Source organism: Pseudomonas sp. SR18, assembly GCF_023701505.1.
GTDB classification, from domain to species: domain Bacteria; phylum Pseudomonadota; class Gammaproteobacteria; order Pseudomonadales; family Pseudomonadaceae; genus Aquipseudomonas; species Aquipseudomonas cyclaminis.
Genome location: NZ_JAMQAU010000006.1, coordinates 102,162 through 124,881 on the forward strand (window position 1 = coordinate 102,162; position 22,720 = coordinate 124,881).

Annotated in this window: 19 protein-coding genes; 13 read left to right on the plus strand and 6 right to left on the minus strand. The window is 59.6% G+C overall.

Features of this window, described 5'->3' with window-relative positions; translation table 11 throughout:
• The first annotated feature begins 3 nt into the window (after positions 1–3).
• Complete coding sequence (locus NDJ82_RS11460) at positions 4–924, plus strand: LysR family transcriptional regulator (protein WP_158878704.1); 921 nt, start codon at positions 4–6, stop codon at positions 922–924.
• On the opposite strand, the gene NDJ82_RS11465 is transcribed toward NDJ82_RS11460, so the two are convergent.
• Positions 896–1,150, minus strand: coding sequence for a hypothetical protein (locus NDJ82_RS11465; RefSeq protein WP_099585223.1), 255 nt, complete (start codon positions 1,148–1,150; stop codon positions 896–898). The genes NDJ82_RS11460 and NDJ82_RS11465 overlap by 29 nt on opposite strands.
• Before the next feature lie 163 nt (positions 1,151–1,313).
• Between NDJ82_RS11465 and NDJ82_RS11470 the strand changes: the two genes are divergently transcribed.
• A complete protein-coding gene (locus NDJ82_RS11470; protein ID WP_099585224.1) occupies positions 1,314–1,634 on the plus strand; it encodes an ElaB/YgaM/YqjD family protein in 321 nt (106 codons plus the stop codon).
• Positions 1,635–1,752: 118 nt separating this feature from the next.
• On the opposite strand, the gene NDJ82_RS11475 is transcribed toward NDJ82_RS11470, so the two are convergent.
• On the minus strand, positions 1,753–2,790 hold the full coding sequence (locus tag NDJ82_RS11475; protein WP_191947886.1) for an Ldh family oxidoreductase: 1,038 nt from the start codon (positions 2,788–2,790) through the stop codon (positions 1,753–1,755).
• A 179-nt stretch (positions 2,791–2,969) separates the two neighbouring features.
• On the opposite strand from NDJ82_RS11475, the gene NDJ82_RS11480 reads away from it, so the two are divergent.
• The 8 genes from NDJ82_RS11480 to fapF all read left to right on the plus strand — a co-directional run bounded on the left by NDJ82_RS11480 (position 2,970) and on the right by fapF (position 14,254).
• Complete coding sequence (locus NDJ82_RS11480; protein WP_250925487.1) at positions 2,970–8,108, plus strand: dermonecrotic toxin domain-containing protein; 5,139 nt, start codon at positions 2,970–2,972, stop codon at positions 8,106–8,108.
• Positions 8,109–8,241: 133 nt separating this feature from the next.
• Positions 8,242–9,237: a FecR family protein gene (locus NDJ82_RS11485; RefSeq protein ID WP_250925488.1), complete on the plus strand. Its 996-nt coding sequence runs from the start codon at positions 8,242–8,244 to the stop codon at positions 9,235–9,237.
• A 325-nt stretch (positions 9,238–9,562) separates the two neighbouring features.
• A complete protein-coding gene (gene fapA / locus NDJ82_RS11490; protein WP_099585228.1) occupies positions 9,563–10,012 on the plus strand; it encodes a fibril amyloid chaperone protein FapA in 450 nt (149 codons plus the stop codon).
• The gene (fapB, locus tag NDJ82_RS11495; RefSeq protein ID WP_191947883.1) at positions 10,012–10,560 is read left to right on the plus strand and encodes a fibril amyloid subunit FapB; all 549 of its coding nucleotides are present in this window, start codon (positions 10,012–10,014) and stop codon (positions 10,558–10,560) included. The genes fapA and fapB overlap by 1 nt, the downstream gene beginning before the upstream one ends.
• Before the next feature lie 67 nt (positions 10,561–10,627).
• A complete protein-coding gene (fapC, locus tag NDJ82_RS11500; protein WP_099585230.1) occupies positions 10,628–11,374 on the plus strand; it encodes an amyloid-like fimbrin subunit FapC in 747 nt (248 codons plus the stop codon).
• A 63-nt stretch (positions 11,375–11,437) separates the two neighbouring features.
• Complete coding sequence (fapD, locus tag NDJ82_RS11505; protein ID WP_099585231.1) at positions 11,438–12,118, plus strand: fibril amyloid maturation endopeptidase FapD; 681 nt, start codon at positions 11,438–11,440, stop codon at positions 12,116–12,118.
• Between the two features lie 38 nt (positions 12,119–12,156).
• Positions 12,157–12,900: a fibril amyloid subunit FapE gene (fapE, locus tag NDJ82_RS11510; RefSeq protein WP_099585232.1), complete on the plus strand. Its 744-nt coding sequence runs from the start codon at positions 12,157–12,159 to the stop codon at positions 12,898–12,900.
• Between the two features lie 49 nt (positions 12,901–12,949).
• The gene (gene fapF / locus NDJ82_RS11515; RefSeq protein ID WP_158878708.1) at positions 12,950–14,254 is read left to right on the plus strand and encodes a fibril amyloid transporter FapF; all 1,305 of its coding nucleotides are present in this window, start codon (positions 12,950–12,952) and stop codon (positions 14,252–14,254) included.
• Between the two features lie 757 nt (positions 14,255–15,011).
• Here the strand turns inward: fapF and NDJ82_RS11520 are convergent.
• Positions 15,012–16,334, minus strand: coding sequence for a sigma-54 dependent transcriptional regulator (locus NDJ82_RS11520; RefSeq protein WP_099585234.1), 1,323 nt, complete (start codon positions 16,332–16,334; stop codon positions 15,012–15,014).
• Between the two features lie 356 nt (positions 16,335–16,690).
• On the opposite strand from NDJ82_RS11520, the gene NDJ82_RS11525 reads away from it, so the two are divergent.
• Positions 16,691–16,951, plus strand: coding sequence for a hypothetical protein (locus NDJ82_RS11525; RefSeq protein ID WP_250925489.1), 261 nt, complete (start codon positions 16,691–16,693; stop codon positions 16,949–16,951).
• 69 nt (positions 16,952–17,020) lie between these two features.
• On the opposite strand, the gene NDJ82_RS11530 is transcribed toward NDJ82_RS11525, so the two are convergent.
• From NDJ82_RS11530 to gnd, 3 genes are read right to left on the minus strand one after another with little or no spacing between them, the layout of a single operon-like run.
• The gene (locus NDJ82_RS11530) at positions 17,021–17,845 is read right to left on the minus strand and encodes an HAD family hydrolase (protein ID WP_250925490.1); all 825 of its coding nucleotides are present in this window, start codon (positions 17,843–17,845) and stop codon (positions 17,021–17,023) included.
• Positions 17,842–19,365: a glucose-6-phosphate dehydrogenase gene (gene zwf, locus NDJ82_RS11535; protein ID WP_099585237.1), complete on the minus strand. Its 1,524-nt coding sequence runs from the start codon at positions 19,363–19,365 to the stop codon at positions 17,842–17,844. The genes NDJ82_RS11530 and zwf overlap by 4 nt, the downstream gene beginning before the upstream one ends.
• Positions 19,362–20,345: a phosphogluconate dehydrogenase (NAD(+)-dependent, decarboxylating) gene (gene gnd, locus NDJ82_RS11540; RefSeq protein ID WP_191959445.1), complete on the minus strand. Its 984-nt coding sequence runs from the start codon at positions 20,343–20,345 to the stop codon at positions 19,362–19,364. The genes zwf and gnd overlap by 4 nt, the downstream gene beginning before the upstream one ends.
• 271 nt (positions 20,346–20,616) lie before the next feature.
• Here gnd and NDJ82_RS11545 point away from each other — a divergent pair, with 271 nt between their 5' ends.
• Positions 20,617–20,796, plus strand: a complete 180-nt coding sequence (locus NDJ82_RS11545; RefSeq protein ID WP_256592840.1) for a DUF6026 family protein — start codon at positions 20,617–20,619, stop codon at positions 20,794–20,796.
• A 160-nt stretch (positions 20,797–20,956) separates the two neighbouring features.
• Complete coding sequence (locus NDJ82_RS11550; protein WP_250925491.1) at positions 20,957–22,714, plus strand: phosphoethanolamine transferase CptA; 1,758 nt, start codon at positions 20,957–20,959, stop codon at positions 22,712–22,714.
• The last annotated feature ends 6 nt before the right edge of the window (positions 22,715–22,720 follow it).

Consider the following 22,720-nt stretch of genomic DNA (forward strand, 5'->3'; position numbering starts at 1 on the left):
CAAATGAATATCGCCCAGGTCGACTTGAACCTGCTGAAAACCTTCGAAGCCCTGCATGACGAATCCAGCGCGAGCCGCGCAGCGTTGCGCCTGGGTGTTACGCAATCGGCCATCAGCGCGGGCTTGCGCCGTTTGCGCGAGGTCTACGGCGACCCGTTGTTCGTGCGCACTGGCCGAGGCCTGGCGCCGACGCTGCGGGCCAACCAATTGAAGCCGGTGATCAGTGAGGCGCTGGAGCGCTGCCGGCAAAGCCTGGCCATGGTCAACCCGGACAATCCGCATTATCAGGGGCGCTCCGTGGTACTGGGGCTGTCCGACGACTTTGAAATTGCCTACGGCCGCCGCTTGATGCAGGAGATCGCCCGACGTTTACCGAAACTGCGTGTGATTTTTCGTCAGACCCACAGCCAGATCGTCGCTGACGCCCTGCTCGACCGCACACTCGACCTGGCAGTTACCGCCGGCGGGTTTGCGCAGAACCGCTTGAGTCGGCAGGTGTTGGCAGAAGGTGATTACCGCTGTCTGGTGGACCCCAACAGTCTCGCGCCGCAACAGGTGAGCATCAGCCTGGACGAGTTCGTCGCCCGCGAGCATGTGCTGGTGTCGTCCGGCGGGTTTATCGGCATCACCGATGAGGGGTTGGCAGCGCAAGGGCTGAGTCGCCAAGTGTGTGCGTCGACCAGCCACTTTGCCGCGCTGCCGTTTTTGCTCAAGGGCGGCCACGCGGTGGCAACCATTCCGGGGCATGCGGCACAGGCGATTGCCGAGATGACCGGCTTGCGCGTATTGCCCTGCCCGCTGGCACTGCCGCGTTACCCGGTGGAACTGGGCTGGCGCACCCAGGCCCAGTTGGATCCGATGCAGCTCAAAGTACGCGAAGCGATTGCCGCCAGCTTTACTTCGCCGCCGCCATCAACTTGTTGACTTCGCTGCGCACCATGCCGGAAAACTCCGGCGGCGACATGCCATCAAGCTCTGCGCGAACCCACTCGGCCCACTTGCCCTTGCGCTTGGCACGCTCGCCAAACAACCGCGCCGCTTCGCCCTTGGCCTTGCCCAGGTTGGTTTGCCACAGGTCGTAGAGGCGGGACTTTTCATCTTCCAGCTCGGCGCGTTCGGCGAGGGTCTTGTTGGCGAGATTGAAGCTCATGTTGAATTACCTGCTGCACAAATAGGCGACATCTTACACTGTAGGTCGAAATTTCCTGATTCAGATTTTGCTCAAGAGCACGCCACGGCAAAAAAACTGCAACTTTTGCCATCACGCGATACTCCATTGTTCACTGTCACATTCACTCGCAAGGAGTCACCCAATGGCCCGCAAAACTGCTGCCCAAGCCGTCGAAGACCAAATCAAGGATCAAGCCTTCAGCGAACTCACCGCGCTGATCGAAGAGTCGGACAAATTGCTCAAAAGCAGCGCTGCCCTGGTGGGCGAAGAAGGCGAAACCCTGCGCGAGCAGGTCGCAATCAAACTCAAGCAAGCCTTGGACTCGGTGTCCAGCGTGCGCGAGCGCAGCAAGCCGGTGGTGGATGCCACGGAGACCTACATCGGTGGCCACCCGTGGCAGACCGTGGCGATTTCCGCAGGCTTTGGCTTGGTAGTGGGCCTGTTGCTGGGTCGTCGTAACTGATCGAGCCCGATACGCATCAGGTTCGAGTAGCAGCTGTCGAGCCTTGGCGAGGCTGCGTGGCGGACGTATTGACACCCCGCGATCTGCGGGGCCGCCAACGCAGCCTGACAGCCTCTGCTCAGTCCATCACCAACGCCTGCAATTGCGCCAAGTCCTGAGCCTGTAGCTCAATTCCCGCCTCCAACGACCTCGCCCGTGTGCGATGACGTCGATCACCGGGCAACCGTCGCAACCCCGCCGCATGCATCTGCCGCACCAGTTCCTGGCTGCGCTCGGCAAAATTCTGCCCCGCGGTTTTGCTCGGGTCGATCACGATCAGCAACTGCCCGGTCCACGGCGTACGCGCCCCCGGATGATCAGCCCAATTGAATTCAAAGGAGAAGTTGCCGCCAGTCAACGCCGCCGCCAGCAGCTCGACCATCATCGACAATGCCGAGCCTTTGTGGCCGCCAAACGGTAGCAACGCGCCGCCTTCAAGCACGGCTTTAGGGTCGGTGGTGGGTTGGCCGAGGCTGTCGACGCCCATGCCCGGCGGTAAGCGCTCGCCTTTGCGCGCGGCGATCTGCACGTCGCCGTGGGCAATGGCGCTGGTGGCCAGGTCGAACACAATCGGGGCACCGTCGGCACGCGGCGCGGCAAAGGCGATGGGGTTGGTGCCGAACAACGGCCGGTCGGCGCCATGGGGCACCACGCAGGTCATGCTGTTGACCACACTCAGCGCCACCAAGCCCTCTTCGGCGAAGGGTTCGACGTCTGGCCACAGGGCCGCGAAGTGGTGGGAGTTATGGATCGCCATCAATGCGATGCCGGCACTGCGCGCCTTCTCGACCAGCAGCCCTCGCGCCGCCGCCAGGGCTGGCTGGGCAAACCCATTGCACGCATCGACGCGCACAAAGCCGGACGCCACGTCAGTGACCACAGGCACAGCCTTGCCGTTGACCCAACCGCTGGCCAGGGTGCTGAGGTAACCAGGGATGCGGAAGACCCCGTGGCTATGGGCGCCGTCTCGCTCGGCGCTGGCGCAATTGTGCGCCAGGATCGCTGCAACCTCGGGTGAGGTGCCGTGCTTGATAAACACCGCGTGCAACAACCCCACCAGGTCGTTGAACTCAATCAAGGCAGTGGCATGTTCAACTATCGGGGACTGGGCAGACATCTGTAGCTCCGATTTTATAATTGGAAGAGACAACAACAATCCAGACCGTCGATTAAACAACGCCTGCCGTGCCTGCTGTCAACGGCTGCTTGCGAACCCACCCAGTTATGTACCGCCAAGCACTCTGTGGCAGCCCCTACCTTGAGGGCTTACTACCCGCCACGTTGGAGACGCGTACCATGGCGCACATCACCCCGCCGTACTTTCTCGATGAATTCCTGCGTCCGGTAAGGCGCAAAACCCCCACGCAGCGTGAGCGCGCGCTGGGGCTTACCGTCAAGGACCTCGATTGGCTGTTCACGCTGTACGGCGCCAACGACGCTGCACGCCAGAACCCGGCCATGCACAGCTACCCGATGCGGGTGGAACGCTTGTTGCTCAACCCCACGGGGCAATCCGCCATTGCTCTGGCCGGCGCATTTATGATGAGCCCGACCCCTGACGATAACAAAGCCGTGCTCTACACCCCTTATGGCGGCCTGGAGCTGTTCGAGAGCCGCGCCTTCCTGCTCAGTGAATTGCAGGAGCGCCTCACGCAACCCGAGCAGCGCGTCGATTTGCTGCGGTTTCTGGCGATCAGCGAGCGTGATCTACTGCCGGTGACGGCACGCCCTGCCGTGACCGCTGAAGTCATCCTGGGCGCGGTGATGCACGACCAGGAGCAGGCCATCCTGGCCGCGCAACAGAAAAACGTCGCGTGGATGCTCGACGAGTTGCGCAAACTGCCCAACCTGCACAGCATGCTCGACACCTTGCTCGGCATCATGGCGCGGTCCTATTTTCCAGGTCTGAACCAGGCGGATACCCGGGTAAACTTCTTCAGCCTCGCCTCGGCCGGGGAGAACAGCCGCTGGGTCGCCTCAGACCCTCTGCGCGACGTGCTGTTGCGGTTCTATGTCAATCAAGCCTGGCCAACGGATCAAACCCACACGTTTTTCAACTCCAAGCATGACACCCGCGCTTTTACCCAGAAGCAACTGATCCAGGACCAGCAACGCTGGGACAGAGTGGTCGAACAAACCAGCGGTATTCTCGCGAAGTTACTCGGCAGCCTGCTGCAAACCTATTGGAACGAAGATATCAACGCGGGCAATTCACGCCTGAAGCTGTTTGCCGAGGTGATGAGTGAAAAATTTCGCGCCGACCTGCTGTTCAAGCACCAGGACGAGATCCTGTCCACTGAGGAAAGCCAATCGCTGCGAGCCGTGCTCCTCCCGAACCAGGCCGCCAGGACCGAATCTGCCCGCCACCTGCGCATAGAAAAGGTGCAGGTTCACGCGCCCTATCACCACTATGTCGAGCTGGCCAGTACGCTGATGATCAGCAACTCTCACGCGTATCTCTATACCCAAACCCGCGGCCTGCAGGTCCTCAAGGACCTCGACGATCTCAACGCCACGCTGCTGGCCATGCTCAAGGCCGCGGGGCATGAGGACGAACTGCTCAACTTCCTGTCGCTGGACGAACGCAGTCTGTTTATTGGCATGAACCAGATCCAGGTCACCGGACAGCCTATCGCCGGTAACGTATTCCAGGACATGCTCGACGGCATCGTCGCCAAGCAGCTAAGTAACCTGGAACATGCGCTGGGGCTCTATCGACGCAGCGCCAGCGACATTGACCTGGCGGCGCTGCTCGACCATGCACTGGATGTGCGCACCATGCTCGACAGTCGCTTGCTGGAGCAGGATGCCGGTGGGCGCTGGACGGTGCACCCCGTCAACCTGGGCAATGGCCGCCCCACCACCGTGCGGGCGGAGCAGGCCAAACGCAAACTGCAGACCTTGCTGTCCATCGAGGACGCAATGGCCTTGAAGCGCAAGCATTACATAACACTGAGCGAGCTTGCGGCCCACGCGCTGGAGGTCGTGTTGACCAAAAAGCACTTGGACCTCAAACCCGCCGAGGTCTACATCAACACCTACGCCACAGCGGCGCAGGAGCGTGAGTTACGATTGCCGCAGACCTCTACCAGTATGGTCGCGCACTTCATCAAACGCGTGGCACACAAAGCCTCCGCCCTAAAGAGTTCCCCCCACACCTGGTTCTACGGCCCCCGCCGCGAAGGCAGCGCCAACAAACTGAACAACCTGACGGTCGATAGCTTCAATGCTGTGATTGATCAGGCCATGAAGACGTTCACCCAGCACGACCTTCGCCAATTACCGCACCAGCTGCTGGAAAACAACCAGGCGCACCTTAGCTACGCGATGTTACAGGGCTTGAGCGGCGAGGCTGAACTGAGCCGGCTGTACAAGAGCTTGTCACCGGGCAATCTTGCCCTGCTGGCCAGCGTGCTCAACCCTGACAGTTTGCGCAGCCGCCAGCACCGCCATGGGCTGAACGGTTTTCTGCCGGATGCCTTTGGCCTGACCCTGAACCTGGGTGCCACTCTTCAGCCCCAACCCCTGGCCAATTGTTTTGTACTGACCGAACGTGGCGGCCTGGACCCCGTTCATTCCGGGGCCGCATTGCTGTGGACGCCGCGTTACGGTTTTGAGGCCTTTGCGTCGATCAGGGCCTTGCGCGATGCGCTGGAACAACGTTTGCAGGATCCTCTGAACCGTTTGTACCTGATAGAGAACCTGGCGGTGTCCAGGCGGCTACCCCATCAAACCTATCGGCTCGGGCCGCTGCAACGTATTGATGATCATGTGCTGAACAATCGCCAACAGACCTACAGTGATCTGGTACGGGACGAAATTGACCATCTGCTTTTGATGAATCTGGGCGCAAAACGCTTTCAGGAGTGTATGGACGCGCTGATCCGCCGAGCACCGCCGTCCAACCTCCCCAGGGCGATCAGCATGGCACGCGCTATGATCCGCCAGCAGGAATTGCCGGTCTGGCTGGGCCTCGCCCGGCCCGACGAGCAAATTCTGCAGGCCGAACTGCTCGAACAGTACCGCCTCGCCGCGCTGGACGAGCGCGACTACCTTCACAGCATCACGCCTATGCGCGAACACGCGGTGAGCAGCCTCTCGACTCTGTTGGCTACGCGGTTCCCAGGGCAATTGGTCAACCCTGACAACATACTGATCGCCGGCCGTATCGGCCTTGACGGCAACGCGCTGAGCCTGACGGACTTCGCCCTAAAGCACTTGCCTGAACTGCGCGCCGACGAAATCCGGCTACGATCGCGCACCGCAATGCCACTGCCCGACACACTCGATGGCAACGCCATAGAGCAATTGGTTCGACAGCTCGACCTGAAAAGCCATTTTCAACAACAGCTGACCACTCACCTCAAAGGCCAGAGCGAGGACACCCGCAAACGCCGGCACTTGTTCTGCCGGCAGCTGCCGTGGCAAATCCTGCAATACGCCCACCAACTGAAACTGGACGAGCGACTGTCCGCATCGGCCTGGAACTTCATCGCGCAAGTCTTTGATATGCCCGATGGCGTGGCACGCGCCGCCGTGAGGGGTGTGACGGCAATCATTCGCCCCCTGGAATTGATCGCCACCGCTGGCGCAGCAAAGGCCAAGGCGCTGGGCTGCTACCTGATCGGTCCTGAAGCCGGTGCTTCAGGTCCGTCGGTCCTGTATGCGCCTTGCAGCGCCACACATTTATTGAAGGAGTACGCCAATGAAGCCGCGCTCCTCAATGAGTTCACCAGCCCTGGAGCCCTGCAGGAGTGGGTCGTCGGCCAGTTGCAGGCGCCGCATCAAGCCACGTATCGCAATTTGCTGCGCCAACGCTGGGGCCGCAAGCCTTCGGACATCCATCTGGGCGCGTCCCCGATCACGGGCAACCTGCTTGAGCAACTGTTCAAAGACAACATCGAGCAGCTGTTGCAGATGCTCGATCGCCAGTTCACCCCGTCGGGCAAGACCCAGTGGGATGCGGTTACCAGCCTGCTGACCAAAGGGATCCACAACAGCCTGCAATTTCTGCCGGGTAAACTGGCCTACCCAATGGTGGTGTGGCGCAGCTACAAACTGTTCCTTGCCTCCGCAGAAAACCTGCAGCAGCACCGATGGCAAAACGCGCTCAGAACCTTTGTCGGCGGGGTGGCCGAGTTGGCCTCGTTGCGCAAGGGGCTGGATGCGCTCTTCCCGCCGGCCTCGCCTGCCCAGGAAAGCACCACCCTGGAGCAACGCCCCCCGGCGGCGACCAGCCTGGCCGAGCTGGGTCTGACGGCGCCGGGGCGTACACAACTGAACGCGTTTGAAGCGCGTGACGTAGCACTGGTTGACCTGGAAAAAAGCGCGCAGACCCACGTTTACACGGACAAAACCAACACCCGCCACTTCGTGCCGTTGGCGGGAAAAGTCTATCCGGTGAAAAAAGCCGGTGAGCACTGGTGCCTGAGCCAGGCCGAGCAACAGGGTCCCTACGTACAGTCCAATGCGCAGGGTGAGTGGACGCTGGACCTCGACCGCCACCACCCGCGCTACGGCAAAACCCTGAGTCGCTACTCATACAACTTTTTCAACCGCATGGCGGTACGAGAGGCCATCAATATTGAAGCAGTGGGCATACGGGCGATCGCTGCGTTATCCAGTTGGAAAGCGCAGTGCATTAATGAGGCGCTCAATGTCGCGACGTATTATGCCGTCACCGCCAAACGCAATCTCCTCCACTTCGCGACGCTGCGCGCTCCCGGCAGCCGGCTCGGGCGTTTTTTCAGTGAGTTGTTCGGCATTGTCACGCTGACGTCCGAACAGTTGCAGAGAGTCGAGCGGCGGGTCGACGAGGTACTTGATGAGTTGACTAACCACACGCTCATAGGCCCCGACTCCATGCGGTTTGTCAGCGGCACCCATCGCCTCGACCGCCATACCAACTTTGCCTTTGTACTGCCCGATGACGCGGACCACAAAATCTACCTGCTGGACCGTTTCTTCGACCCGCCCATGGACATCTACCAGAACCGCTTGACCACGCCGTTCAACCTCTCGGCCCATGCACGGGCAACCACGCTGATTCACGAGATAACCCACATCAAGTCCTTGACCGAAGACTTGGCTTACCTGGACAGCATGCGACCGTTCCCGGACCTGATAAACGTCAACATCAGCGGGTCCAGCGCCATGAAGACCGACTTGACCGACTTGCGTGAAAACGCGCTGTCCCTTTCGACCCCCATCTCGATGCTCTTTCGGACCTGGGACGCCTTTACCCAGGAGTGGCAGGACTTCAGCAGCGACAACAAGAAAAAAGTGCTGAGCAGCACCGGATGCAGAACCCTTGAAGATGCCCGCACAGTCTTCATGAGCAACAGCGACAAGCGCATAGACACCATCCTGGCCAACGCCGATTCCGTGACCTGCATGATCACTGAACTGGGGCGTGTACTGGATGAAGGCGCCTGAGCGGCGTGGGGGTCATACGAACATTTTCGGGCACGCCCAAACGAGAATGGCTTCCAATTGATGTGCAATCGCCATGATGGCTGTTCTCGCCGTCCACCCTGGGGGTTAGAATGTGGGAAATCAGGATGAGTTAATGAGCGAAAAGTCCCTTTCAGAAGCCGAATATGACGCCATCACCGAGGCCGCCGCGCATTGGTGCATGCGTCTGCACGCGGGTGATTGCACCCCGGCGGAGCGTCAGGCTTTTTCGCACTGGCACGATAGCCACCCGCTGCACGCGTTTGAATACGCGGCGATGCTGGAAATCTGGGACGTCGCCGACCACCTGCCTCGCACCGAACCTATCGCCTGCGTGGTGCCGTTCAAACCTCGCAGTCGACTGCGTACTTACGCCGTAGCCGCTGCGATCTGCCTGGGCGCACTGCCCCTGGCCGCGTTCACCGGTTGGGAAGCGGGTTGGCTGCCCAGCGCCTACGAACGTTTCGAAGCCAGCAATGGTTTACGCCAGGTGACGCTGGGAGACGGCAGCCAGGTGGAGTTGAACCTGGGCACCGATCTGGTCTACAGCAATTACAAAGACCAGCGTCGGGTCACGCTGAAAAAAGGCGAGGCATTTTTCAAGGTCACCCATGACAGCGCCCATCCGTTTATCGTGCGTGCTGGCGAAGGCCAGGTGCAGGTGACGGGCACCCAGTTCAACGTCTGGAAGTATGGCGATCAGGTGCGCGTGATGCTGCTCGAAGGCTCGGTACAGATTGCCAGCGACCAGCAGCACGGCAGCGTTCCCCTGACGCCGGGCATGCAGGCCAGCTATCAACACGGCGATGCCACGCCCCGGGTAACGACGATCAATCCAAACGACACCGCCCTGGCCTGGCGCCAGGGCAAGCTGATCCTCGACAACCTGGCCCTGGCCGATGCGTTGCCATTGATCAACCGCTACCTGAACAAACCGGTGATGCTGGCGGACGCCAGCACCGGGGCAATTCGTATCGGCGGCATCTACAACATCAATGAGGTTCACAACCTCATCCCGTCCCTGCCCAAGGTTTTGCCGGTCTACCTGACCCAGAACCAGGATGGCAACCCCGTGCTCAACTCCATCCCGCGTCAATCCCCCAAAGGCTGAGCCTTAGCCACCACTTGGCTTTTTCGCGCCTGCTGTGTCCATTTTTGAAACACACGCCTGCTCTGCATCGCCCGTACTGGGCGGATTCATCGATTTGTCATGTGCAGTGTTTCACCGCTGATACAGCTGGGTGAATCGTTTGTGGTACGGCCGCGCGCGCGTGCCTTGGCCGCAGGTGTATCAGCCCTGAAACAGCACTGACATCACTTTGCCCTCGAATAACTTCAACCCATTGAAAAACAACGCAATATAAAAAGCGGCACGGCTTCTGCTCTATCCCTTACAGCGCTGTTTAGGGTCAGCGCGAAGAATAAGGAATGCCGCCGTGATCACACTCACTCAAGGTTCGATGAACGTACTGCTGATCAGCTGTGTACTCAGCGTCGGCATCAGTGTTCCCAGCTTTGCAGGTGACGGCGTGATCGTGACAGGGCGCAACGTGCAGGCTCATATGTACGGCCGCGCCGCCTTCGGTAAAGACCCCTACCCCACCACCGCCAACGCCAATCCCAGCCGCGACATCATCAATGCCACTGGCGAGCTCAGTGATATGGATATCGGCGGGATCAGCAGCGGCTCCAGCATCGTCGGCGCTATCCCGACGAACAACACGCTGACTGGCCTGCATGCCACGCAAAACAGCATGTCCACCCTGGGGGCTGGCTCTGCCGCCGGCCACGGTGCGGGCAGCAGCATGGGTGGGCAGATCAGTGATTCGATCCAGCGCGGCATGGCGCCGCTGAACAACATCGGCAGCATGATGGGGGGCAAATAATGAACCGTTCCCTGCTCGTGCTCGCCCTGCTGGCCAGCGCCCCGGCCTTCGCCGACGACACCGCGGTGATCAACAACAGCGGCCAACACTACGAAGGCGTGGTGTCGATCAACCAGGCGGCGGGTAATCAGCAACAAATGTCCAACAGCCGCGCCATTGCGCTCGGTGGCCAGGCCACCAACGTCAACCTCCAGCGCCTGGACGGCAGCGTCGACCGGTCCCTGAATGCCAAAGCGGCGATCCAGGGCACCTCTTTCACCAGCGGCAACGGTGTACTGGGTATCAACCAGTCGGCCGGGGCCAATAACCAATCAATCAACGCCGTGCGGATCAGCATCAACCCTGGCCCGCAAAGCATCGATGACAGCGTCCTGTTGCAACAGAACACGACGCAGTTGACCGACTCAGGGCTCACCCCCACCACTGGCAGCCGCCAAGTCGCCACCAGCGACCAGGCCTTCACAGGCAGCCGAGGAGTGATTCAGGTGAACCAGAGTGCCGGGGTGGGGAACCGAGTGGCTAACACCCTAGGCATCACTATCAAGTAACTGCTTGGTAGCACTAGTCAGACCGTACCAACACTTAACCAACTAATTAGAAGCAAGGAGAAACACCATGAAACCTCAAATGGCTCTGAAACCAATGGTTTTCGCTCTCGCCGCACTCATGGCTGCTGCTGCTCAAGCAGGTGGTGGCTGGCACCCTGCGCCTCAACCAACCGGCGTGGTTGCCTCTGTCGTGACCGACGTGCAAAACAGCGCGGGCAACCGGTTTGACGACACCAACACCGAAAACAACGCTTCTGCCGATGGCTCGGTAAACAGCAACAGCGGTAATACCGGTGTTAACGTCCAGTCGGGCAGTGGTAACCAGGCAGACAACTCCGGCGCGATCTCCAGTGCCAAAGGCGACTTTGCAACCGTATTCGCGGTCGTCGATGTGAATCAAAACAGCTTGCTGAACACCTACAGCAACAAAGGCACCCAAAACAACGCCTCTCTGGACAACTCGGTTAACGGTAACTCCGGCAACGTGGGTTACAACGGTCAGGCCGGTCAAGGCAACCAGGGTAAAAACAACCTGGCAATCACCACTGCTGACGGCAAAAACATCGCTGCAGCCGCCAACACCGAGCAAAACTCGCTCGGCAACAGCTACCTCAACACCGCTGCAACCAGCCACGGCTATGGCCATGGCGGCAAGGCCCAATACGTGTCCAACAACTCCAGCCTCGACAACTCGGTTAACCGCAACTCCGGCAACGTGGGTGTGAACCTGCAATCCGGTGCCGGCAACCAAGGCAGCAACAGCCTGTCGATCGGTCAAGGTTGCACTGTCTGCGCCAGCGGCGTGCGCTTCTGATCCAACGGGGCCTTGGCAACAAGGCCCCTTTTTTTATTCCAGTGTCCAACAGGTCAGTCGATCATGCGCCTCGCGACCCTCACCCTCCTGATGTTACTCACCGGCCCTGCGTGGGCAGGCACCATGGCTATCTCAGCCATGCCTGGCGGTGCAGTGATCTTCAAGAAGGTCGAGAGTATCCGCGAACGCCGCTTCGCCAACCTGGTGGAACAGAAAACCGATTTCAGCTGCGGTGCTGCGGCACTCGCCACCATCCTGCGCCAGGCCTATTGGCTGGACGTCGACGAAGATCACATCATCAAAGGCATGCTGGTCACTGCTGACCAGGACCTGGTGCGTACCCAGGGCTTTTCCATGCTGGACATGAAGCGCTACCTCGAAAGCATCGGCATGCGTGCCCGGGGCTACAAGATTGGGGCCGACACCTTGGTCACCGTCAAAATCCCTGTGGTGGTACTGCTGGAAATTCGCGGCTACAAGCACTTCGTGGTGATGCAGCGCGCCGACAAGAACTGGGTCTACATAGGCGACCCGGTACTGGGCCATAAACGCTACTCGCACGACGATTTCGTCAAGGGCTGGAATGGCATCGTGTTTGCCGTGCTGGGCGAGGGTTACGACAAGGCCAATGTCTTGCTCGACCCGCCTACCCCGCTGACCGCCAAGAACCAGTTGAATGAGTTCAGGCCCGTAGGCGATGCCGAGCTGATGGATTTCGGTTTTATCCAGAGCGACTTCTTCTAAGAAGCGCAATAAGGGGCAGGATGCTCCAGGAGCAGAAGATGAACACTTCCCGTTGGCTGACGGTCATGTGTCTGGCAGCCTCAATGCCCGCTTATGCTTCATCGGGGTTCAAACCCATCGAACTCAAGGATTCGGAAATGGCCGACCTGCGCGGCCGTTACGTGATGCCGGGGCGAATCATCAGCTTCGGCATTGTCATGAGCAGCACCTGGACCAACGCCGTGGGTGACACCATCACCGGCAAGGCCAACATGCAGGTCGACTCGTCGACCATCACCCCACAATTCTACGTACAGACCACCGGCTCGACCGGCAACGGTACCAACCCGAACACCGGTACTGGCACGGTCACAGGCGGCGCCGGCCTGGGCAGTGGCCAAGGCGTCACCCAGAGCGTGCGCACCGCGGGCGATGGCAACACCGCCTACAACAACGTGGGCATCACCGTCGAGAATGGCTTTGCACCTTCCAACATCGTGCAATCGGGGCAAGTGTTGGTTGCCGGTGGCACGGTGACCGGGGACAGCGCAGCAGGCCGGGTCAGTGTGTCGGCCAACAACGGCGGCCTGCAGATGGCGATCCAGGCCAACCATAACCAGGGCAACAGTGTGCAGCAGATCGGCAGCGGCACGGTGCTGCAAGGCACGGTTTTGACCGGCAACACCAACTTCGTCAACAACATGACCCAGCTCAATGTGGTGATGAACAACAACGGTTTGAACAACGGCGCGCTGAACTGCAATCTGGACCAACTCAAAGGCCTACGTACCCTCGGTTATTGAACTACGCTGACCCTCGTCACTTACGCATTGGAAAAGGACGGCTTACTTCATGCATCGATCGTTATCGCTCCGCGCGGTAGTCTGTTTAAGTACGCTCTTGCCTGCATCCGTTCTGTATGCCGCGCCAGATGCCGATATCGAAACGCTCAAACAGGAGCTTCTGGAACTCAAGCAGCGGTATGACGTTCAGCAAAAAGCCTTGGCGGTCCTGGAACAACGGGTACGCCAGGTCGAAGATCAGCCGGCGGCACCGGCGCCCAAACGCCTGGCCAAATCCCCGGCAGACTTTCAGAAAGCCAGCGGCGCCACCGTCGCAGGTACGGGCGCCGCAGCAGCGTCCGGCGGCGCGGGCGGCGGCGGCAGCTCCTATGGCCAGTCCCTCAAGGACGACTCGGCACCTGCGCAAAGTGTGAGCAACCTCTATAACGAAGCCAGCGGCTTTTTTGGCAATGGCAAGTTCAGCTTTGAAACCGGCATTACCTATGCCCGATATGACGCTCGCCAATTGACCCTTAACGGCTTCCTGGCGTTGGACTCGATTTTCCTCGGCAACATCAACCTGGACCGGATCAAGTCCGACAACTGGACCCTGGACCTGACCGGGCGCTACAACCTCGATAACCGCTGGCAGTTCGACGTGAACGTCCCCGTGGTGTACCGCGACTCCACCTACCAGTCAGCCGGCGCCGGCAACAACGGCACCGCGACCTCGGAAGCCTCGGTTACGCGCGACCCGACCATCGGCGACGTCAACTTCGGTGTGGCGTACAAATTCCTCGACGAAACCCCCAACCTGCCAGACGCCGTGGTGTCGGTGCGGGTCAAGGCGCCTACGGGTAAAGAGCCGTTTGGTATCAAGCTGGTCAATACACCCGGCAACGACAACCTGTTCGTGCCGGAAAGCCTGCCTACGGGCAACGGCGTCTGGTCGGTCACGCCGGGGATCTCGCTGGTCAAGACCTTCGACCCGGCGGTGTTGTTCGGCTCGCTGTCCTACACCCACAACTTCGAAGATTCGTTTGATGACATCAGCAGTGACGTCAACCAGAAGGTCGGCGGCAAGGTCAGCCTGGGCGACAGCTTCCAATTTGGCGTCGGCGTGGCCTTTGCCCTCAACGAGAAGATGAGTATGTCGTTCTCGGTGTCGGACCTGGTGCAACGCAAGAGTCGGCTCAAGCCCAATGGCGGGGACTGGCAGTCGGTGGTATCCAGTGATGCGAACGCAGGGTACTTCAACGTGGGGATGACGATTGCGGCGTCGGATAATTTGACCATCGTGCCGAACCTGGCGATTGGGATGACGGATGATGCGCCGGACTTTACGTTTAGCCTGAAGTTTCCGTATTACTTCTAGGGCATTTGAGGAATCTGTTGAGCCGCTCTTGATCTTGCTTTAGATCTTGATCTTGATCTTGATCTTAAGCGCCCCGTTAACCACGCTGGCCGGAATCCGATATTGATTTGGGGGGTAAACCGGCAGGGATGCCGGTTTAGCCGCCCTGCGCCATGGATGGCGCGTGGCGGCGGCCCCCCAAATCAATGTCGGATTACGGGCACACCGAGCCTGGGCGAGGTGCCGAGTGGTGGGGCAAGAGCCCTTTTGGTTACTTTTGGGGCTCTTTTCCAAAAGTGACCCGCCGTAAGGGCGGAACCCCAGGTCGCCGTTACCGCAGCAATGGATATGTACTCATAGCGGTTTTGTCGGAGTACATATCCGTTGCTGCGGTAACGGCCGCTATTGGTTCCGCTCTTACAGCGGGTCACTTTGGAAAAGCCCCAAAGTAACCAAAGGGCTCTTGCCCCAACACTCGGCACCTCGCCTAGGCTCGGTGTGCCCTCACTCCGGCTTGAATCCGTGGGCCGCCGCAATGGGCCATCCATGGCCCAGTGCGGCTAACCCGGCGTCCTGCCGGGTTACCCACGGATTCAAGCCTGCGTTCGGCCAGCGTGTTTGACGGGGCGCCTGAGATCAAGATCAAGAGCCAAATCAAGAGCCAAATCAAGAGCAAAGGCCTCAGCCAGAGCAGCGCCAGCGCCAGCGCAGCAGCGCAACAAAAAGGAAAAGCCCCGCAACGATAAGGGTCGTTGCGGGGCTTTTCGGTTTACCCGCCCTAGCGGATCTGGTGTTTGTGCAGCAACCGGTAGAACGTTGGCCGGGAAATTCCCAGGACGCGGGCCGCGACGCTCAGGTTGTCGCTGTGCCGGTTGAGCACATCGCACAGCGCCTGGCGTTCGGCGCGGTGCTTGTAGTCTTCCAGTGTAGACAGGGGTGGCGAAATTGCCTGTTCGCTGATCAATCCCAGATCAACGGCTTCGATCTGCCGCCCTTCGGCGAGTACCAGGCCACGGCGCACGCGGTTGGCCAATTCACGCACGTTGCCAGGCCACGGGTGCTTGCCCATGGCGACCAGCGCGTCTTCGCTGAAACTGCGTGGGCGACGGCCGGTTTCCTGGCTGTAAAAGCGCGCGAAGTGGTTGGCGAGCATCGCGACGTCGCCATGGCGCTCGCGCAGCGGCGCGGTGATGACTTGCAACACGTTGAGTCGGTAGTACAAGTCTTCACGGAAGCGGCCCTGGGCCACGGCGGCCTCAAGGTCGACGTGGGTCGCGGCCAACACCCGCACGTCCACGGGGATGGGTTGGCTGCCGCCGACGCGCTCGACCTGTTTTTCCTGGAGAAACCGCAGCAGGTTGGCTTGCAGTTCCATGGGTAGATCGCCGATTTCATCAAGGAACAAGGTGCCGCCGTTCGCCGCTTCGATGCGACCGACCTTGCGCTGATGGGCGCCGGTGAACGCGCCTTTTTCATGGCCGAACAATTCGGATTGGATCAGGTGTTCCGGGATCGCGCCGCAGTTGATCGCGACAAAGGGCTTGGCATGGCGCTGGGACTGGCGATGCAGGGTCTTGGCCACCAGTTCCTTGCCGGTGCCACTGTCGCCCCGGATCAATACCGGGGATTCGGTGGGCGCCAGTTTGGACAGGAGTTTGCGCAACTCACGAATCGGTCGGCTGTCACCGAGCAGTTCATGCCCCTCATCCACCGGGGTGTTGCCCTTGCCGCGCAAGCGCGCCATGCCGAATGCACGCCCCAAGGTGACTTGGACCCGAGACACGTCAAACGGCAAGGTATGAAAGTCAAAAAACCATTCACAGACAAAATCACCGACATTCTGCAAGCGCAGGACGTCCTGGCTAAGCACTGCGATCCACTCGGTGCCGCTGCGGCTAATCAGCTCCTTGACCGCTTCCGGACGTTCCAGGTGATAGGGCTGCAAGCGCAGCAAACCCACGTCACAAGACCGGTCGCCTACCGCCTCCAACGCACAGCTGTCCACCTCCCAACCGGCGGTGCGCAAACCGGGCAATAGCCCATGGCAGTCATCACACGGATCGACCACGAGCAAGCGGCGTTGCGCAGGTGTAACAACCATGACTATTCCTTGGCGTCAAAATTGTTGGTTAGTGGCGACAAAGTTATTTATAAACAATAGCTTGTGACGTCCAGCGCTAACACTAGCAAAATCTTGACACAGGCCTTGTACCGTTTCGCTATAAGTGCGAGCAAAAAGCCAGCATCTGCGGGTTTCGGCAAAAAAGTTATGTAACGCTAAAACCTTCATTCAGCTTTCAAAACAGCTGCTTACATGACGTTAATCAGGAAAGGTTGAAATTTGTTGCTCTAACATGTGACCCGTACCCCGTCATCGTGCATCAGTACAAGTAACCCGCCGCACGGTCAGCCCAACCGCCGGTACTCACTTGAATGGGCATTTAGAGAGAGACCCACATGAACGCCCCGCTCCGCATCAACGAAGCTCTTTTGATCGCAGACCGTGCTTTCCAGCCATTTCAGTGCGTGGCCTGGCACGATGGCAATGGCGCCCTGAGCCTGAGCGTCGTCGACCGTACCAATACCCGTATCGGCAGCAAACAATTGTCGTCGAACACCTACAGCGACCCGGAGCAATTGGAAGACTTGCTGTTGCAGGCCCGCGCCGAACTCGACAAAGATGGCTACCAGTTGCAGTCGTGGGCCATGCCGAAGTAAGTCGCTACGCCAACTTCCGATCACTGCAAAACACTGATCGGAAGTTGGCTGATTTAAGTTAAGACACTTTTATTGCGCAGCGAGAATAAACCGCTCGATTGCCTCTGCAGCGCCGTCATCGATATTACTGCCGGTGACCACATTGGCCTGGCGCTTGACGGTTTCTTCCGCCTGCCCCATGGCAATCGATAGTCCGGCCACATGAAACATCGCCGGGTCATTACCCCCATCACCGATGGCCGCCGTCTGCTCCAGCGGCACCCCAAGGTGCGCCGCCAGGGTCTTCAAGGCCTCACCTTTATTGGCCAGCATGGCCGTCACATCCAGATAAATCGGTTGCGAACGCGATACTTGCGCCAGGCCTTGCACCTTGGGCTGTAAACGCGCTTCCAGTTCCACCAGTAACTGTGTGTTGTTACTCGCGGCGACGATCTTGTCGATCCGATCCAAATAAGGCTCGAAACTCTCCACCTCTACCGGCCCATACCCCAGGCCACGGGTTTCTCGCGGTTCCACCGGTCCCGCCAGGCCGCGCCGCAGCCAGTCACCGTCGGCAAATACCCACGCTTCCACGTCCGGCTCGGCCGAGAACATCGCCAAGGTCACCAGCGCCGCCTCGGCCGGCAGGTGGTGGGCAACCAGAATGCTGCCATCCGGGTTGATCAAGGTGCCGCCATTAAAACCGGCCACCGGCACATCGATCCCGAAGGTCTCGATCAGGTGCAGCATGGCTTTGGGTGGTCGACCGCTGGCCAGGCTGAAAAACACCCCGGCCTCGCGCAACGCACTGACCGCATCAAACGTGCGCTGGCTAAGACTGTGATCCGGGTGCAGCAACGTGCCGTCCACGTCGCTGAGGATAAAACGGATGGAATGAATCGCCGCATCACTCATCCGAGGCTATGCCACGTACGACCATCGCGGGCCAGCAACGCATCTGCCGCCGCAGGACCATCCTCACCGGCCTTGTAAGCCTGGATCCCATCATCTTCCTTCCACGCATCGAGGAATGGCTGTACCGCACGCCAGCCGTTCTCGATATTGTCGGCCCGCTGGAACAAGGTCTGATCACCCGTCATGCAGTCGTAGATCAGGGTTTCGTACCCGGTCGACGGCTGCATCGCGAAGAAGTCCTTGTAGGCAAAACCCAATTGGATATTGGCCATATCCAAGGTCGGCCCAGGCTTTTTCGCCAGCAGGTCGAACCACATGCCTTCATTGGGCTGGATCTGGATTTTCAGGTAGGTGGGCTTGAGTTCATCGACCTCGGTGTCGCGAAACTGCGCATACGGCGCCGGTTTGAAGCAGATCACGATTTCTGTGTCACGCACGCTCATGCGCTTGCCGGTTCGCAGATAGAACGGCACGCCGACCCAGCGCCAGTTGTCGATCATCACTTTGAGGGCAACGAACGTCTCGGTGCTGCTGTCGGGCGCGACGTTGGCTTCTTCGCGGTAGCCCGGCATCTGCTTGCCGCCGATTTCGCCCGCTGTGTACTGCCCGCGCACCGAGTTGGCCCGTGCATCTTCCAGGGACCACGGCCGTACCGCACCGATCACCTTGGCCTTTTCACCGCGCACCGCGTCGGCGCCAAAGGCCGCTGGCGGCTCCATGGCCACCATCGCCAGCAGCTGGAACAGGTGGTTGGGCACCATGTCGCGCAGGGTGCCGGTTTTTTCGAAGAAGTTGCCTCGGGTTTCCACGCCAACGGTTTCGGCGGCGGTGATTTGTACATGATCAATGTAATGGTTGTTCCAGAACGCCTCGAACAGCACATTGGAAAAACGGCTGATCAAGATGTTCTGTACGGTTTCCTTACCCAGATAATGGTCGATGCGGTAGATCTGCTTCTCGCTCATCACCTTGAGCAGGCTGGCGTTCAGTGCTTCGGCGGTGGCGAGGTCGGAGCCAAACGGCTTTTCGATCACCACACGTCGGAAGCTGTCGTCAGTCTCCGTCAACAATCCGGCACTGCCCAGGCGCTGCACCACTTCACTGAAGAAGCGCGGCGCGGTGGCCAGGTAGAACACCGCATTGCCGGTGCCGCTGTCGGCGATCTTCTTGCCGATGTCGGCGTAGGTGCTGTCGTCGAGGAAATCACCCTCGACGTAGCTGATACCTTTGGCCAACTGCGCCCACAAGTCCGGGTCCAACGCATTGTCCGCATTGCCCTTGACCTTGCTTGCGGCCTCGGTGCGAATGAAATCCTCCAGCTTCTTGGCGAAGTCGGCATCGCTGATAGCGTTGTGATCAACACCCACGATGCGCAAGCCATCACCCAGCAGGCCATCACGACTGAGGTTGTACAGCGCCGGCATGAGCAGGCGCTTGACCAGGTCGCCATGGGCGCCAAACAGAAACAAGGTGGTCGGTGGAGCGGGTTCGGCCTTGGGTTTCTTGCCGTTAGCGGTCATTTTTTGGAAGTCTCCACGTGACCACCAAAGCCGAAGCGCATGGCAGACAGCATCTTGTCACCGTAAGTGCTCTGCTGGCGCGAACGGAACCGCGCAAACAACGAGGTGGACAGCACCGGTACCGGCACGGCTTGTTCCATGGCGGCTTCGATGGTCCAGCGGCCTTCGCCGCTGTCGGCAACGGAACCGGAGTAGCCGTCGAGTTTCGGGTCGGTGGCCAGAGCGTCGGCGGTCAGGTCGAGCAGCCAGGACGAGACCACACTGCCACGGCGCCAGACTTCGGCGATATCGGCCACGTTGAGGTCGAAACGCTGGTCTTCGGGCAGGTTGTCCGAGTTTTTGGTCTTGAGGATGTCAAAACCTTCGGCGAAGGCCTGCATCATCCCGTACTCGATGCCGTTGTGGATCATCTTGACGAAATGCCCGGAACCCGCTGGGCCGGCGTGGATGTAACCCTGCTCGGCGCGCTTGTCGGCACTGGCGGAACGGTCCTTGGTGCGCGGGATGCTGCCCAGGCCCGGCGCCAGGGCGGCGAAGATCGGGTCGAGGCGCTGTACGGTTTCGGTGTCGCCACCGATCATCATGCAGTAGCCGCGCTCCAGGCCCCAGACGCCGCCGGAGGTGCCGACGTCAACGTAGTGCAGGCCCTTTTGCGCCAGTGCCTTGCCGCGACGAACGTCATCCTTATAGTTGGTGTTGCCGCCATCAATGATCACGTCACCGTCTTCGAGCAGCTCACTGAGTTCATTGATGGTGTTTTCAGTGGGGTCGCCTGCCGGCAACATCACCCACACGGCGCGAGGCTTTTGCAGCCCGGCAACCAGGGCTTTCAAGTCGGCGACGCCCGTGGCGCCCTCCTCGCTCAAGCCTTTGACAAATGCTTCGTTACGGTCGAAAACAACGGTGGAATGCCCATTGAGCATCAGGCGCCGTGCAATATTCCCGCCCATGCGGCCTAGTCCGATAATCCCCAGTTGCATGTGCTGATGCTCCTAACTACTAAATAAATGTGTGACATAGTTTATAGCGCAATGAGGCTAATGAGGGTTAGTCAGGGGCAGATCCATGTAGTTTCATGAGAAAAAGTTGCCATCGTTTCACCATCACGCCAGCAAAAGTCACACGACCGCCAAAAATAAAAAAGTTCCATTGCGCTGAAAAAGAATTCAGAATTGCTTCCGACTGATGCCGAGAACCTCGACTCAAGCGTTCTGGCACACCGCGACACACCGGCTATTTGCGAGGTAAGCAATGAGCACTGCACAGATGACCCGTCCTCCCCAGACCCTCTACGTCACGCTCCGTCGCGATGAACTGCGCCAGTTGAAAGACGAACGCGACCAGTTGCAGCACGAGGTCATGCGCCTGCGTGCTCATATCATTCAAGCCCAACTGGACCAGCCTTCCGGCGCGCAACCTGCGCTCTGCTGAGCCCCGTCATCACTTTGTAAGATAACGGCTACAAAAATCTCACAAAGTTTTCACACGCACCTCCCGATACTCCCGCCCCCAAGGGCCATCCCATGCAAGGGTGGCCTCCGTTGCGCGCAGCCCTGCGCGCGACTGAAAAATTACCGGGTTGGAGCGCTGGATGGCACTGTTCGAACGCAGCACTAAGTCTGCGAAAGGCTTTGATTGGGCCGGTCTTGGCTGGTTATTCCTGTTTTTCTGGTACTTCTCCGGTATCACCCAGCTGCTGATTCAACTCAGCGGCACGTCCGGCTTCAGTGGTTTTCGCCAAGCGTTCTTCATGAGCGCACTGTGGCTTGCCCCCCTGCTCGTTTTCCCCCGCCGTACGCGCTTGCTTGCCGCCCTGATCGGCGTGGTGCTGTGGGCCTGCTCCATGGCCAGCCTGGGCTATTTCTTCATTTACCAGCAGGAATTCTCCCAAAGCGTCATCTTCATCATGTTCGAATCGAACATCTCTGAAGCGGGCGAGTACGCCACCCAGTACTTCGCCTGGTGGATCGTGCTGGCCTTTATTGCCCATACCGCCGTGGCGATTTTCCTGTGGACCCGAGTGCGCCCCGTGTACCTGCCACGCGGCCAGGCCCTGGTGGCGGCAACTGCGATCCTGGTGGCCATTATCGGTTACCCGCTGGTCAAACAGATCGCCCGCAGCGACACGATGGACGACGCCATCGACCGCTTCGAATCGCGCATCGAGCCTGCCGTGCCTTGGCAGATGATCGTTGCCTATCGGCGCTACACCGAACAACTCGACAACATGCAAGGCATGCTCGACAGCGCCAGCCAGATCCCGCCCCTGACCAATCTCAAGGACACCATGGCCGGCCAGCCCTCGACCCTGGTGCTGGTCATCGGCGAGTCCACCAACCGCCAGCGCATGAGTCTTTATGGCTACCCGCGCAACACCACGCCGGAACTGGACAAGCTGCGCGACCAATTGGCCGTGTTCGACAACGTCATCACCCCGCGCCCCTATACCATCGAAGCGCTGCAACAGGTGCTGACGTTTGCCGACGAGGAGAGCCCGGACCTGTACCTGAAAACGCCGTCGATTGTCAGCGTGATGAAACAAGCCGGCTACAAGACCTACTGGATCACCAACCAGCAGACCATGACCAAGCGCAACACAATGCTCACGACCTTTTCCGAGCAGGCCGACGAACAGGTCTACCTGAACAACAACCGTAACCAGAACGCCCGCCAGTACGACGGCGACGTCCTTGCGCCCTTCTCCAAGGCCCTGGCCGATCCGGCCGAACGCAAGTTCATCGTGGTGCACCTGCTTGGCACCCACATGAGCTACCAGTACCGCTACCCGCCGACCTTCGACACGTTCACTGATCGCCAAGGCGTGCCGGCGGGTATCAGCGATGATCAATTGCCCACCTACAACAGCTACGACAATGCGGTGCTGTACAACGACTTCGTGGTGTCGAGCCTGATCAAGGATTACGCCAAGACCGATCCAAACGGTTTCCTGCTGTACCTGTCGGACCACGGCGAAGACGTATTCGACTCCGCGGGCCACGCCACGCTGGGACGTAACGAAGGCAAACCGACTGCGCCGATGTACACCATTCCCTTCATGGCCTACGCCTCGCCAAAATGGCGCGAAACCCACGACTGGAGTTTCGCAAGCGACCTGCAACGCCCGTACACCAGCTCACAGCTGATTCACACCTGGGCCGACCTGGCCGGGCTGAGCTTCAATGAACTGGACCGCAGCAAAAGCCTGGTGAGCGACAGCTTCAAACCGCGCCCACAGCTGATCGGCAATCCGTATATGCGCCAGCAGAAAGCCTTGATCGACTTCAGCCTGATCAAGCCGAAGAAGGTTGACCCGACCGATGTGGTGCTTCAGGAAGCGCCGGGCTTGTAACAGAAA

Coding starts and splice junctions, on each gene's coding strand:
- NDJ82_RS11545 (WP_256592840.1), top strand. CDS start 20,617: ATGAGCACTGCACAGATGACCCGTCCTCCCCAGACCCTCTACGTCACG.
- NDJ82_RS11475 (WP_191947886.1), bottom strand. CDS start 2,790: ATGTCTGCCCAGTCCCCGATAGTTGAACATGCCACTGCCTTGATTGAG.
- fapD (WP_099585231.1), top strand. CDS start 11,438: ATGCGCCTCGCGACCCTCACCCTCCTGATGTTACTCACCGGCCCTGCG.
- gnd (WP_191959445.1), bottom strand. CDS start 20,345: ATGCAACTGGGGATTATCGGACTAGGCCGCATGGGCGGGAATATTGCA.
- fapB (WP_191947883.1), top strand. CDS start 10,012: ATGAACCGTTCCCTGCTCGTGCTCGCCCTGCTGGCCAGCGCCCCGGCC.
- NDJ82_RS11550 (WP_250925491.1), top strand. CDS start 20,957: ATGGCACTGTTCGAACGCAGCACTAAGTCTGCGAAAGGCTTTGATTGG.
- fapC (WP_099585230.1), top strand. CDS start 10,628: ATGAAACCTCAAATGGCTCTGAAACCAATGGTTTTCGCTCTCGCCGCA.
- NDJ82_RS11520 (WP_099585234.1), bottom strand. CDS start 16,334: ATGGTTGTTACACCTGCGCAACGCCGCTTGCTCGTGGTCGATCCGTGT.
- NDJ82_RS11470 (WP_099585224.1), top strand. CDS start 1,314: ATGGCCCGCAAAACTGCTGCCCAAGCCGTCGAAGACCAAATCAAGGAT.
- NDJ82_RS11485 (WP_250925488.1), top strand. CDS start 8,242: ATGAGCGAAAAGTCCCTTTCAGAAGCCGAATATGACGCCATCACCGAG.
- NDJ82_RS11480 (WP_250925487.1), top strand. CDS start 2,970: ATGGCGCACATCACCCCGCCGTACTTTCTCGATGAATTCCTGCGTCCG.
- fapF (WP_158878708.1), top strand. CDS start 12,950: ATGCATCGATCGTTATCGCTCCGCGCGGTAGTCTGTTTAAGTACGCTC.
- NDJ82_RS11465 (WP_099585223.1), bottom strand. CDS start 1,150: ATGAGCTTCAATCTCGCCAACAAGACCCTCGCCGAACGCGCCGAGCTG.
- NDJ82_RS11460 (WP_158878704.1), top strand. CDS start 4: ATGAATATCGCCCAGGTCGACTTGAACCTGCTGAAAACCTTCGAAGCC.
- NDJ82_RS11530 (WP_250925490.1), bottom strand. CDS start 17,845: ATGAGTGATGCGGCGATTCATTCCATCCGTTTTATCCTCAGCGACGTG.
- zwf (WP_099585237.1), bottom strand. CDS start 19,365: ATGACCGCTAACGGCAAGAAACCCAAGGCCGAACCCGCTCCACCGACC.
- NDJ82_RS11525 (WP_250925489.1), top strand. CDS start 16,691: ATGAACGCCCCGCTCCGCATCAACGAAGCTCTTTTGATCGCAGACCGT.
- fapE (WP_099585232.1), top strand. CDS start 12,157: ATGAACACTTCCCGTTGGCTGACGGTCATGTGTCTGGCAGCCTCAATG.